Origin of the sequence: Spiribacter vilamensis, from assembly GCF_004217415.1 — a bacterium.
In the GTDB taxonomy this organism is placed as follows: domain Bacteria; phylum Pseudomonadota; class Gammaproteobacteria; order Nitrococcales; family Nitrococcaceae; genus Spiribacter; species Spiribacter vilamensis.
Genome location: NZ_SHLI01000001.1, coordinates 1,620,566 through 1,633,120 on the forward strand (window position 1 = coordinate 1,620,566; position 12,555 = coordinate 1,633,120).

The following is a 12,555-nucleotide window of genomic DNA, read 5'->3' on the forward strand; positions in this document are numbered from 1 at the left end:
GTATTCAGGCGAGCTGGCCGATGAGATCGGGCCGAAACCCTGCCCAGTGGCTGTCGCCGGCGACAACGACCGGCGCCTGCCGGTAACCGAGCTCGGTGACGTGGCTCATGGCGGCGGCATCTTCGGTGAGATCGACGACCTGGTAATCCAGCCCGTGCTTTTGCAGGGCACGGATGGTTGCCGTGCACTGTACGCAGGCGGGTTTGGAGTAAACGGTGATGTCCATCGAGTGTCCCTCTCGTGCTTGCGGCGGGCACGTTCAGGGGACGCGCAGATAGCGATTGGCCGGTGGATGCCGGCAAGCCTTGCAACTGCACTCCCCAAGGCCCACCGCCTTCGGTCGTTATCGGTTGTCCTGGCAGGTCTCCTGGCTTGCGGGTCACCGCTCGGCTGGCCTTCCCGGGGCGCTCCCAGTGGCGTTTTCAGCGTCGCTCGCCGCTTACAGTTGCGGGGGCAGCGCCGGCATTTCACCGGCTTCCCTTTTAACTTGATCCGTTATGATCAAGCACCAAGACAACTACATGTTGTGTGACAGAGGGTGGCATTGTCAACATGTCGTTAGCAGATCTCAGATCCGGCGCAGGACCAGGTCGAACACCGCATGGCCCTTGCGCAGGCCGCGGCGCTCGAACCGGGTCTCGGGCCGGTCGCCGGCGTCCGGCGCGTAGCCACCATGGAGGTTCTCGAGACGGGGCTCCGCCTCGGCGAGTGTGCGCATCCACTCGGCGTAATCCGCCCAGTCGGTCGCCATATGCAGGAAGCCGCCCGGCTGGAGCCGATCGGCCACCCGGGCCAGCCATTCGGACTGGACGATGCGACGCTTGTGATGGCGTTTCTTGGTCCACGGATCGGGGAAGAACAGTTGCACGCCCGCGAGCGATTCCGACGCCAGTCCGTCGCGAAGCAGCTCACTGGCGTCCGCCAGCAGCACCCTCAGGTTGTCCAGCCCCTCCGACTCGATGCGGCGCAGCAGACGGCCCGTGCCGGTGCGATAGACCTCGACGCCCAGATAGTTGCGCCCGGGATGGGCCGCGGCCATTTCCGCCAGCGCCTCGCCGTCTCCGAAGCCGATGTCGAGCACCAGCGGCGCCGATCGCTCGAACCGCGTCGCGACATCGATCGGGCCGCCCGGCCAGTCAATGCCATAGCGTGGATACAGGTCGTCGAGCGCCCGCTGCTGACCGGCGGTAAGCCGTCCCTCACGCCGGACAAAGCTGCGGATGGGTCGGTGCGGATGATCGCTCACCCGCTCACTGACCGCCCTGCCAGAAGGTGCCCTCCAGCGGCGAGCTCGCGGAGGCGAAGCGGCGCATCGGCATGCGCCCGGCCAGGTAGGCCTCGCGCCCCGCCTCGATGCCCTTGCGCATGGCCGAGGCCATGAGGACCGGATCCTGCGCCGCGGCCACGGCGGTGTTGAGCAGCACCCCATCGGCCCCCAGTTCCATGGCCACGGCCGCGTCCGAGGCCGTGCCCACGCCGGCATCGACGATGATGGGCACGGTGGCGTTTTCGAGGATAGTCAGCAGGTTGTAGCGGTTCTGGATCCCCAGCCCGGAGCCGATCGGCGAGGCCAGCGGCATGACTGCGACGCAGCCCATGTCCTCGAGCCGCTTCGCGACGATGGGATCATCACTGGTGTAGACCATCACCTTGAACCCGTCGGCGACGAGCTTCTCCGCGGCATCGAGTGTGGCGGGCACATCCGGGTAGAGGGTCCTGGGGTCGCCCAGCACCTCGAGCTTGACCAGGTCATGGCCATCGAGCAGCTCGCGCGCGAGCCGGCAGACCCGCACCGCATCGTCGGCGGTATAGCAGCCGGCCGTGTTCGGCAGGATCGTGAACTCCTCCGGGGGCACGACATCGAGCAGATTCTCTTCATCGGCGTTCTGGCCGATATTGGTCCGCCGGATGGCCACGGTCACGATCTCCGCACCACTGGCGCGGATCGCCTCGCCCGCCTGGGCCATGTCGCGGTATTTGCCGGTGCCGATCAGCAAACGCGACGCGTAGCTCTGACCGGCAACGGTCAGCCTGTCCTGCTGGGTCATGGTGTCCTCTCTGTCGCTCAGCCGCCGCCGATGGCGCGGATGATCTCGATACGGTCGTGGTCGCGAAGCTGTCGGCTGGCATGCTCGCTACGCGGCACGACGTCCTCGTTCAATTCAATGGCGATGCGCCGTTGACCGACATCCAGCGACGCCTTGAGCTGCTCGACGGTGCAGTCGCTGGCGACGCGGGTGGGCTCGCCATTGACGAAGATAGTGATCTCGGGGGTTTTTGCATCCATATCGTGATTATACCGCAGAGCACTCGGCGAGCGGCACAGCGGGGGCTTGTCGAAATTGATCAAATCCGCATACTGGGGAAGATATCGCGGCTGTAGCTCAATGGTAGAGCGCTGCCCTCCCAAGGCAGTGATGCCGGTTCGATCCCGGTCAGCCGCTCCAGCTATCCCGCGTCTCGATGACATCCCCCTCGGCTGGCGAGGTCTGGCAGGCAACCGCCTCGCGACCGTTAATCCGCACCCGGCAGCGCTGACACTGGCCAATAGCGCAGAACCACCCCGGTGACGACGCATCATCGGCGCGGATCAGCAGGCCGGCGAGCACGCTCATGCCACGCGGCACTTCGAGGGGTTCGCCATTCAGCCGAACGCCGATCCAGTCGGCGGGCTCGAGGAGCGGGCGAAAACGTGGCTCGGTCACTGGAACCGCCCCGGGTGCAGTTGCCCCGCGTAGGGATGGGTGTCGCCGTCGGCGACACAGGCCGCGACCAGATCCCCGGTCACTGCCGCCAGCCCGTGCCCGGCGCCCTCGTGGCCGGTGGCGACGATCAGCCGCTCCGCCCCCGGCACCGGCCCGATCAGCGGATAGCCATCGGGCGAGAATGGTCGCAGCCCGGCGTAGCCACGGATCACCCGCAACCGCTGCAGATCGGGGACGATGCGCACACAGTCGGCGAGCAGCCGCTGGACGATCTCCATATCCACCCCCATATCGAACCCGGCAAACTCCCGCGAGCTCCCGCAGAGGATAGTACCGCTGCGGGTCGCCTCGATGATCGCCGCGGTCTGGACCCGGGTTTCATCGACATCGGTACTCTCGGCCGCCGCCTGGTAGCCGAAATCGGCGATCTTGGAGTTGACCTGGACATCGCCCCGCTCGAGCACGGCGATATGCCCCTTACGCGGTTGGACCGGTACGGACAGGCCCAGCGGTTCCAGCACTTCGTTGGTCCACACGCCGGTACACAGGCAGACATGCCCGGCCTCGATCCGCTCGCCGCCGGAGAGGGTCACGGTCACACCCTCATCCCGTGGCTCCATGCACTCGATGGCCTCGTAGAACCGGTACATCGCCCCCTTGCTCCGGAGATGGCGCGCGATCTGGTAGCAGGCGAGCATGGGCTGCACCTGGGCGTCGCCCGGCCAGTACCCCACCGCTACGGTATCCGGGCCCAGATGCGGTTCCAGCGCCAGCCAGCCACTGTCGAGAAAGCGGCAGTCGATCCCGCAGGCCTGCTGCTCGGCGACCAGGGCCTGCAGCCCCGCCGCCTCCGCGTCGGAGCGCGCGACCACGGTGGCGCCCTTGGGATCGAACTCGCAGTCGTTGCCGTAGCGCTCGGTGAACCGGTGCCAGGCGGCTAGGCTGCGATCGGAGAGATCGAGCATCAGCCCGGGCGACTTGTCCGAGCAAAGCAGGTTGCCATCACTGCTCCGCGACGTCCCCGGCGCCAGGCCGCCCCGGTCCACCACCATCACCTGCAGCCCGCGCTCCTGCAGGGCCAGCGCGACGAAGCTGCCGATAATCCCGCTGCCCACCACCAGCGCATCAACCCGCGTCATCGATGACCTCGGCGACGGAGACCGGCCGCGAGAACGCGCGCTGGTTGAGTGCTTCCCGCGGCGTGGCCCCCGCGGCGCAAATCCGGTCGGTAACCTGGGGCTCGCAGTAGCGGCCCTGGCAGGGCCCCATGCCACAGCGGGTCACGACTTTGACCGACGACAGATCGGCGAGCCCTAGCGCGACGGCCTCGTCGACCGCCTCCACCCGGGTCCCCTCGCAGGGGCAGATCACCGCATCCGGGCGCAGTCGCTCCGTAGCTCGGGCCCGCTGACGACGCTCCAGCCCGCGGGCAAATCCGATCAGGAACCGCCGACGCCCGGATCCGGCCGGCCGCGGTGACGACTCACCGCGCTGATCCGCCATGATCGCCGGGGCGACCCGCTCACCGCTGAGCTCGGCGTGGCGCCAGCCACGAATACCCTGGCCTTCGCCGATCACGTAGATCCCCGGTTGGCTGGTCCGGCCCACGGCGTCGGTGACGACCGCCCAGTAGCCGCCCACCGGATCATGCTCGAGCCGGCAGCCGGCGGTCCTCGCGAGCTGGGTCTGCGGGACGAAGCGCTCACTCAGGCCGAGGTGATCAAAGGGGATGAGCTCGTTCGTATCGGTGATCACCCGGCCCTCCGCGACGTCCGAGACGCCCACACCGTGACGGACGTTGACGCCCGACCGCCAGAGCCGTTGCCGCGTCTGCAGGAACTCGACGCTGTTGCCGGGAAGACCGACCCCCCAGGGGGCGAGTCGCAGGTAGTCACTCCACCGCAGCCGATCGAGGACATGGGTGACCGCCACGCCGGTACGGACCAGGCCCGCGGCGACAACGGATAGGAACGGCCCGCTGCCGGCGATCACCACCGATCCCGACGGCACGATCCCCTGCCCCTTCACCAGCGCCTGCAGTGCCCCGGCGCTGCTCACGCCGGCGGCCGGCAGGCCGGGAACCGGATCGTGCACATCATAGGCCCCACAGGCGAGGACGATGGCGTCGAAGTCCTCGGACTCGGCGCCGTCCCCGCCATCGAACCAGACCCGCCCACCGGCCTCGGTGGAGAGAACCCGCGTGGCGGTGCGCAGCTCGACGTGAGCGGACGTCCGCGCGAAAGTCTCCAGCGCGGTGGGTTCGGAGGTGGCGCCCACGCGGTGGATATTGCCGCCACTGCGGGGCTGTTCGTCGAACAGCGTCACCGAAGCGCCGCGCGCCACGAGCCCGCGGGCCGCGGCGGCGCCCGCCGGGCCGGTCCCCACGATCGCAATCGACATCAGGCCCCCAGGTATGCCTGGACGATGCTGTCGTCCTCCGCGAGCGCCGAGGCCTCGCCCTGGTTGTAGATCTCGCCGTTCTCGAGGACGTAGGCGTAATGCGCGATCTTGAGCGCCAGGCGCACGTTCTGCTCCACCAGCAAGATGGTGGTGCCCGCCTCGTTGAGCTGCTTGACGATGCGCATGGTCTGGGTGACCAGCTTGGGCGCGAGGCCCATCGACGGTTCGTCGAGCAGCAGCACCCGCGGCCCGTGCATCAGCGCCCGTCCCAGGGCCAGCATCTGCTGCTCGCCGCCGGAGAGCAGCGAGCCATCCTGGTTGCGCCGCTCGGAGAGGATGGGGAAGCGCTCGAAGACATCCGCCAGCCGCTCGCGCCGGACCTCCGGGTCGGTGACGGTAAAGCTGCCCAGCTCGAGGTTCTCCTGCACGCTCAGTCCCTTGAGGATATGCCGGCCCTCCGGCACGTGCACCACGCCCCTGCGAGCGATCTCGTGGGGCGGCAGGCGGGTAATGTCCTCGCCGTCGAAGTGGATGCGCCCGGACTGCGCGCGTACCAGGCCCGAGATGGTCTTGAGCGTAGTGGTCTTGCCGGCGCCATTGCTGCCGAGGACCGCGATGATCTGCCCGGGGGCCACCTCGATATCGATGCTACGCAGCGCCTGGATCTTGCCGTAGAACGACTCGATCTGCTCCACCCGAAGGACCGGCTCAGTCACAGCACCATCTCCTCGTCTTCCTGTCCCAGGTAGGCCTCAATGACCCGTGGATTGTTCTTGATCTCCTCGGCGTTGCCATTGGCAATGATCCGGCCGTAGTCGAGGACGTTGATCCGCTCCGAGACCTGCATGACCAAACCCATGTCGTGCTCGATGAGCAGGACGGCGATGCCGCGCTCGTCGCGAATACGCCGGATCAGCTCGATCAGCGCGCCCTTCTCGGTGGCATTGAGGCCGGCCGCCGGCTCGTCGAGCAGGATCAGCCGTGGCTGCGTTGCCAGCGCCCGGGCGATCTCCACCAGGCGCTGATAGCCATACGCCAGGTTGGTGGCCAGCCGGTCGGCATACTCGTCCACCCCCACGAAGCGCATGCAGTCGTGCGCCACCTCGGCGATGTACCGCTCCTCGGCGCGCTGGCCCGGCGTGCGCAACACGGCCCCGAAGGCGCCCGCCCGGGTGCGGCAGTGCATCCCCGACATGACGTTTTCCATCACCGACATCTCCCGGAACAGCCGGACATTCTGGAAGGTCCGGGCGATGCCGAGCTGGGTCACCTTGTGCGGCTTGCGCCGCAGCACGCGCTCGCCATCGAACTCGATCCGCCCCTCCTGGGGCCGGTAGAACCCGGTGATGGAATTGAAAAGCGAGGTCTTGCCCGCCCCGTTGGGGCCAATCAGGCTCGCCAGCGAATTGGCCTCGACACCGAAATCGACCTTGTCGAGCACCGTGTTGCCGGCGAAGCGCAGACTGACTTGTTCGAGATTGAGCAGCATCCGTGAACCCCCGGTTAGTTGCGCCGTTCCGGCCAGATCCCGCTGGGTCGCAGGAGCATGATGAGCAGCATGATGACGGCGAACAGCAACAACCGCAGCTCACCGAGCTCGCGCAGCAGTTCCGGGCCGAGGATGATGATGAACGCCCCGAGAATAACGCCGGGGATCTTGCCCATCCCGCCCAGGATCACCGCCATGAGGATCAGCACCGACTGCTCGAAGCTGAAGCTCTCCGGCGAGATCGCGCCGAGGTTGACCGAGAAGAAGATCCCGCCGATGGCCCCGAACACCGACCCGGTGACGTACGCGGCCAGCTTGACCCGGACCCGGTTGATGCCCATCGCCTCGGCCGCATCCTCGTCGTGGCGGACGTACAGCCAGGCCCGGCCGAGCCGCGAGTGATAGAGCCGGTGACTCGCTACCACCGCCATCACCGCGAGCAGCAGAAAGACGTAGTAGAAGTCGACGTAGCTGTCGATGACATAGCCGAAGAAGCTCGGCTCGGGGATGTTCGACAGACCACTCGCCCGGCCGGTGATCTCGAGATTCCGGGCGCTGAAGCGCACGATCTCGCCGAACCCCAAGGTCACGATCGCCAGGTAATCGCTGCGCAGACGCAGCGTAGGCCCGCCGATGATCACCCCGGCCATGCAGGCCGCGAGCAGCGCCGGCGGGATCGCCAGCCAGAAGTTCCAGTCGAACTGCACCGTCAGGATGCCGACGCTGTATGCCCCGACCGCGAAGAACGCGGCATACCCCAGATCCAGCAGGCCGGCATAGCCGACCACGATGTTCAGCCCGAGGGCGAGCACCACGTAGAGCAGTGCGTTGGTCATGATGGTGGTCGTGTAACGGCCCATCACCAGTGGCAGCAACGCCATGACGACGACAATGGCGACCATCAGCCACATTTGCCGGCGCGGGCTATCGAAGGTGGCGTAGAGGCGGTCGACGACGCCGGCAGCAGCAAGCTTGGCAGTACTTATCACTACATCCGCTCCACTTCAGATTTGCCCAGCAGGCCGGTGGGTTTGAAGACCAGCACAAGGATGAGGATGGCGAAGGTGAAAACGTCCTTCCACTCGCTGCCAATCCACGATATTTGCGTGCCGAAGGATTCGAGCAGCCCCAGGATCAGCCCGCCGAGCATGGCACCGGTGATACTGCCGATGCCGCCGATGACGGCGGCGGTAAACGCCTTCAGGCCGATCAGAAAGCCCATGAAATACCAGATGCTGCCGTAGTAGGCGCCGGCCATGGTGCCGGCCGCCGCCGCCAGCCCCGAGCCGATCAGGAAGGTGATCGCCACGACCCGGGTGACATTGATGCCCATCAGCCGGCACATGTCCTTGTCGATGGACACCGCCCGCATGGCACGGCCGTACATCGTGCGACTGACGAAAAACTCCAGTGCGATCATGAGCAGCGCCGCAATGGCGACGAGGACAATGGCCTGGTGGCTGATGAAAAGCCGCCCGAGTTCGAACCCGCCGAAGCCGAGATCGGTGCGAAAGGCGGTGTACTTGCCATCGGTCAGGCTGAGTGCACTGTTCTGGAGCACCAGCGAGACCGCCAGCGCCGTAATGAGGATCGACAGCCGCGGTGCCGAGAGCATGGGCTGGTAGGCGACCCGCTGGATGATCACTCCAAGGCAGCCGACCGCGACCATGGAAACCAGAATGGCGATGGCGAGACCGAACCAGCCGGCCCCGACCACCCCCGAGATCAGAGAGAGGACGCCAAAACCGACAAAGGCGCCAATCATGTAGACATCGCCATGGGCGAAATTGAGAAGCTTGATAACACCGAAAATCATGGTGTAGCCAAGCGCAATGAGCGCGTAGAAAGACCCCAGCACCAGGCCATTTACAATGGACTGGAGGAATGTCTCAAAGGCCGGCATGCCAAGCCTCCCGTTGACCGAACTTGAATGAAAAGGCGCGGGTACTCCGCGATACCCGCGCCCCGTGACGCCGTGTTAGTTCGCGTAGAACGTCCAGGCGTCATCCTCGCCCTGGAGAATGATGAAGTTGCTGCGGGCGAGCGTGTTGTCATCGGTAAAACGAATGGGTCCGGTCAGCCAGGACTGGCCATCGGTGGACTCGAGCGCCTCGACCACCGCGGCCGGATCCGTGGTCCCGGCCTTGTCCATTGCCCAGGCCATGAGCTTCAGCCCGTCATAGTTGAGCGGTGCGTAGGGACCCGGGCTCTGGCCGTACTCGGCCTGGTAGTTATCGATGAAATCCGCCGCTTCGGGCAGGAACTCGGCAGTCGGGTTGGAGAAGGCAAACACGCCCTCCGCGGCACCACCGGCGATATCGAAGAGCTGCGGCGAGTTGGAACCATCACCCACGGCGATCATGCCGCGGTAGCCGCCCTGGCGGAGCTGGCGGATCATCAGGCCGCCATCGGCGTAATAGGCTGTCCAGAACACCGCCTCGGCGTCACTGGAGCGGACATTGCTGACCACCGCCGAGAAGTCCTGCTCACCCTTGTTGACGGTCTCGCGGGTCGCCACCTCGTGGCCCATCGCCTCCCAGCGCTCGACGGTCAGATCCGCCAGGTCCTGGGAGTAGGAATCGCCCTGGTCGATGACTGCCAGGCGCTTGATGTCCTGCGACTCGAAAAATTCGGCGGCCTTTTTCGACTGATCCGCCCCGGTGGAGTTGATCATGAAGGCGTTGCCCGGGTTGGCCGGAATGAGCTGGGTGGAGTTGGAGGCGGTGATGACGAACGGCAGGCCCTCGTCACCGTAGGTCTTGAGCGTTGGCAGCGTGGCGCCGGAGCAGTACCCCCCAACGATGCCCACGACGCCGCGCGAAACGAGGTTGCCGGCGGCGTTCACCGACTGCTGCGGATCGCAGGCCGAGTCGCCATTGATCAGCTCGATCTCGCGGCCGAGCAGCCCGCCGCTGGCGTTGATCTCCTCGGCGGCGAGCTCGGCGGCATTGAACATGTCCTGACCGTAGGTGGCCTCGGAGCCCGTGGTGGGGACCTGAACCCCGATCAGGATGGAATCGTCCTGGGCCTGTGCGACCCCGCCCAGACCCACGCCCAGGGCGACGGTCGTGGCAATTGCAGTGATTGTGGTTTTCATCAGGTTAGCCTCCAGAGATTTTATACGGTTTCAAGGTTTAGACGATCGGGGTCCGCCACGCAAGTACTAGTTACATTGCGCTGCGCCATACCGGCGCACCGAGTACTGCATGATCGAGCGCCACGCCCAGTCCTGGTGCAGTGGATGCGGCTATTCGGCCGTCGACGCGCTGCGGCGCCCCGGTGGCAAAGGGCCGGGTGACGTAGCTGTTGAAGTCGGTAACCGAGAAGCGCGACGCCTCGGGCGTGGAATGCGCGAGGTGGGCGATGGCCGCCGTCGCGACATCCCCGCCCCAGGTGTCCTCGAGGGTCATGGCGATCCCCGACTCCGCGCAGACATCGCGCATGCGATGCGCCCGGGTGAGTCCGCCCACTTTCGCGATCTTGATGTTGACGACATCCATTGCTCCGTCGCTAATCCCCTGCAATAACCAGGCCATGCCGTCGACGGACTCATCGAGGACAAACGGACGCCGGGTCGCCCGGCGTATCTGCAGGCAGCTTGCGTAGTCGGCACAGGGCTGTTCGATGGTGACGTCGAGATCGGCGATCGCCGCCGCCACCCGCATCGCCGCATGCCGGGTCCAGCCCGTGTTGGCATCGGCTACCAGCGTGTCGCCGCGGCGCATCACCGCCGCACAGGCATGAATGCGGTCGATGTCCGTATCCGGATCGCCGCCGACCTTGAGCTGGAACCGCGTGTAGCCTTCGTCCTGGTACTGGCGGCAGCGCTCGGCCATCTGCTCGGGGCTTTGCTGGGAAATGGCGCGATAGAGTCCGATCGACTCGCCATAGCGCCCGCCCAGCAGGTGACAGACCGGCTGCCCCGTCGCCTTGCCGAGGAGATCCCAGCAGGCGACATCGATCGGCGATTTAACGTAGTTGTGGCCACGCAGCGCGCGATCGAGGTGGTGGCTGATCTGCATCGGCCGGGTCGGATCAAGCCCGATCAGCTGCGGCGCGAGCATCTGCAGGCCGGTCCGCGCCCCCTCGGCATAGGCCGGCAGATAGGCGGGGCCGAGCGGGCAGACCTCGCCGACACCGGTGAGCCCCGCATCGGTCTCGATCTCGACGACCGTCGAGTCGAAGACCTCGACGCTGTTGCCGCCCGACCAGGCGTAGCGCCCCTCGCTGAGAGGCAGATCGATCTGATAGATATTGATCGCGGTGATTTTCATGGAGGGGGCTCTTTCTCAGTCATGGGCCCGGCGCGCCGAGAGGAACTCGAGCAGATCGTCGCGGGCGGCAAGGATGTGTTCGTTGAGCAGTCGGCTGGCCTCGGCGTTGTCGCGCTGCTCACAGAGTGCGACGAGCCGCTGGTGCTCCTCCCGCGCCCGGGCGTTGTTGTGCTCGGAGAGATTGAGTTGCAGGCGCAGATAGCGATCGGCATTGCGGTGGAGCTTGCGCAGGATGTCGAGGCTGCGATGCCGCCCGGCCGGCGCACACAGGGTCGCATGGAGCCGCCAGTTGAAATGCCCCCACTGGCGCTCGGCGGACGGGGCGGCCAGGCTCTCGTCGAACTGCGCGAGCACCTGGCGTGCCTCGGCGATCACCGCCGAGGTGATATGCGGCAGCGCCCGCTGGAGCAAGTCCACCTCGATGAGCGCGCGCAGATCGAAGATCTCGCGGATCTCTTCGAGCGACAGGACACTCACGGCGTAGCCCTTGTGGGCCGTCTGCGTGACGAGCCCCTCGCCCTCGAGCTGCAACAGCGCCTCGCGCAAGGGGATGCGGCTTACCCCGAACTCGGCGGCAAGGCTGTCCTGGCGCAGCGCCACGCCCTCGGGGAATTCCAGGTTGAGAATCCGCGCGCGCATCTCGCTGACGAGCATGCCGGCCACGGTCTGCCGTTCACCGCCACTGTGCAGATTCATAGCATTGACCATCCCTATCCCGCTCGATAACTTTATACAATATACGATGGCCAGCAAGAAGCACGGTCACTTACCTGAGGAGGAAAGGCCCATGACCCCTGACTGGCGCGGCATCTATCCGGCTGTCACCACGCAGTTCCATCCCGATCACCGGCTCGACATCGAGGCGACCGAGCGGGTTGTCGACAACCTCGTCCGCGATGGCGTGCACGGGCTGGTCATGCTCGGCACCTGCGGCGAGAACACCTCGCTATCCGCCGACGAGAAGCTCGAGGTCATTCGTGCCGCCTGCCGGGCAAGTGACGGTCGCGTCCCGGTCATTACCGGCGTGGCCGAGTACACCACCGATACCGCCTGCCGGTTCGTCCGCGATGTCGAGGCCATCGGCGCGAACGGCATCATGATCCTGCCGGCGATGGTCTACAAGGCGGACCGTCGCGAGCTCGTCACCCATATCCGCAGCGTCGCCGAGGCCTGCTCGCTGCCCGCGATGATCTACAACAATCCCGCCTCCTACGGCATCGACATCGACCCGGAGACACTGATCGAGCTCTCGGCGACACCGAATATCGTCGCGGTCAAGGAGTCTTCCGAGGATCCGCGCCGGATCAACGACCTCATCAATCTCGCCCCCGAGGCCCTCGCGATCATGGCCGGCGTCGATGACGTGGCGCTGGAGTGCATGACGGTCGGCGCGATCGGGTGGGTATCCGGCTTCGCGAACGTCTACCCGCGCGAGAGCGTGGCGATCTACGACCATCTGCAGGCGGGACGCCTCGAGCCCGCGGTGCGCATCTATCGCTGGATGATGGACTCGCTGCACATGGACACCCACCCCAAGCTCGTACAGATGATCAAGCTCGCGGAGCAGATCGCCGGCCGGGGCAGCGAAACGGTCCGCCCCCCGCGTCTACCCCTCGTCGGTGACGAGCGCGACCGGGTAAGCGCCATCATCGAAAAGGCCCTCGCCGCCCGGCCGTCGGTCTGATCC

At 66.2% G+C, this 12,555-nt stretch carries 15 protein-coding genes, 1 tRNA gene and 1 riboswitch; of the genes, 2 read left to right on the top strand and 14 right to left on the bottom strand.

Annotated features, from left to right (window positions below):
* Positions 1–4: 4 nt before the first annotated feature.
* The 4 genes from nrdH to thiS form a co-directional block, all read right to left on the bottom strand.
* On the bottom strand, positions 5–226 hold the full coding sequence (gene nrdH / locus EV698_RS08115) for a glutaredoxin-like protein NrdH (RefSeq protein ID WP_130503586.1): 222 nt from the start codon (positions 224–226) through the stop codon (positions 5–7).
* A gap of 114 nt (positions 227–340) precedes the next feature.
* Positions 341–528, bottom strand: a riboswitch (cobalamin riboswitch).
* 40 nt (positions 529–568) lie between these two features.
* Complete coding sequence (gene trmB / locus EV698_RS08120; RefSeq protein WP_239016236.1) at positions 569–1,246, bottom strand: tRNA (guanosine(46)-N7)-methyltransferase TrmB; 678 nt, start codon at positions 1,244–1,246, stop codon at positions 569–571.
* Positions 1,247–1,250: 4 nt separating this feature from the next.
* Positions 1,251–2,048: a thiazole synthase gene (locus EV698_RS10415; RefSeq protein ID WP_130503588.1), complete on the bottom strand. Its 798-nt coding sequence runs from the start codon at positions 2,046–2,048 to the stop codon at positions 1,251–1,253.
* A 17-nt stretch (positions 2,049–2,065) separates the two neighbouring features.
* Positions 2,066–2,287: a sulfur carrier protein ThiS gene (gene thiS, locus EV698_RS08130; RefSeq protein WP_130503589.1), complete on the bottom strand. Its 222-nt coding sequence runs from the start codon at positions 2,285–2,287 to the stop codon at positions 2,066–2,068.
* 86 nt (positions 2,288–2,373) lie between these two features.
* Between thiS and EV698_RS08135 the strand changes: the two genes are divergently transcribed.
* Positions 2,374–2,447, top strand: a tRNA-Gly gene (locus tag EV698_RS08135).
* Here the strand turns inward: EV698_RS08135 and EV698_RS08140 are convergent.
* The 10 genes from EV698_RS08140 to EV698_RS08185 form a co-directional block, all read right to left on the bottom strand.
* Positions 2,436–2,705, bottom strand: coding sequence for a 2Fe-2S iron-sulfur cluster-binding protein (locus tag EV698_RS08140; protein ID WP_207220513.1), 270 nt, complete (start codon positions 2,703–2,705; stop codon positions 2,436–2,438). The genes EV698_RS08135 and EV698_RS08140 overlap by 12 nt on opposite strands.
* Complete coding sequence (locus EV698_RS08145; RefSeq protein WP_130503590.1) at positions 2,702–3,844, bottom strand: NAD(P)/FAD-dependent oxidoreductase; 1,143 nt, start codon at positions 3,842–3,844, stop codon at positions 2,702–2,704. Before EV698_RS08145 ends, EV698_RS08140 begins: the two co-directional genes overlap by 4 nt.
* Entirely contained in the window at positions 3,831–5,105 is a 1,275-nt protein-coding gene (locus EV698_RS08150) for an NAD(P)/FAD-dependent oxidoreductase (RefSeq protein WP_130503591.1), read from the bottom strand. The genes EV698_RS08145 and EV698_RS08150 overlap by 14 nt, the downstream gene beginning before the upstream one ends.
* Positions 5,105–5,821, bottom strand: a complete 717-nt coding sequence (locus EV698_RS08155) for an ABC transporter ATP-binding protein (protein ID WP_130503592.1) — start codon at positions 5,819–5,821, stop codon at positions 5,105–5,107. Before EV698_RS08155 ends, EV698_RS08150 begins: the two co-directional genes overlap by 1 nt.
* Positions 5,818–6,594: an ABC transporter ATP-binding protein gene (locus EV698_RS08160; protein WP_130503593.1), complete on the bottom strand. Its 777-nt coding sequence runs from the start codon at positions 6,592–6,594 to the stop codon at positions 5,818–5,820. The genes EV698_RS08155 and EV698_RS08160 overlap by 4 nt, the downstream gene beginning before the upstream one ends.
* A gap of 14 nt (positions 6,595–6,608) precedes the next feature.
* The gene (locus EV698_RS08165; RefSeq protein ID WP_239016237.1) at positions 6,609–7,583 is read right to left on the bottom strand and encodes a branched-chain amino acid ABC transporter permease; all 975 of its coding nucleotides are present in this window, start codon (positions 7,581–7,583) and stop codon (positions 6,609–6,611) included.
* A complete protein-coding gene (locus EV698_RS08170) occupies positions 7,583–8,497 on the bottom strand; it encodes a branched-chain amino acid ABC transporter permease (RefSeq protein ID WP_130503594.1) in 915 nt (304 codons plus the stop codon). Before EV698_RS08170 ends, EV698_RS08165 begins: the two co-directional genes overlap by 1 nt.
* A gap of 75 nt (positions 8,498–8,572) precedes the next feature.
* Positions 8,573–9,691: a branched-chain amino acid ABC transporter substrate-binding protein gene (locus EV698_RS08175; protein WP_130503595.1), complete on the bottom strand. Its 1,119-nt coding sequence runs from the start codon at positions 9,689–9,691 to the stop codon at positions 8,573–8,575.
* Between the two features lie 70 nt (positions 9,692–9,761).
* The gene (locus EV698_RS08180; protein WP_130503596.1) at positions 9,762–10,868 is read right to left on the bottom strand and encodes a cis-3-hydroxy-L-proline dehydratase; all 1,107 of its coding nucleotides are present in this window, start codon (positions 10,866–10,868) and stop codon (positions 9,762–9,764) included.
* 15 nt (positions 10,869–10,883) lie between these two features.
* A complete protein-coding gene (locus EV698_RS08185) occupies positions 10,884–11,564 on the bottom strand; it encodes a GntR family transcriptional regulator (protein ID WP_130503597.1) in 681 nt (226 codons plus the stop codon).
* A 91-nt stretch (positions 11,565–11,655) separates the two neighbouring features.
* Here EV698_RS08185 and EV698_RS08190 point away from each other — a divergent pair, with 91 nt between their 5' ends.
* Positions 11,656–12,552 carry a dihydrodipicolinate synthase family protein gene (locus EV698_RS08190; protein WP_130503598.1) on the top strand — a complete coding sequence of 299 codons (897 nt, stop codon included), beginning with the start codon at positions 11,656–11,658 and terminating at the stop codon, positions 12,550–12,552.
* Positions 12,553–12,555: the final 3 nt, after the last annotated feature.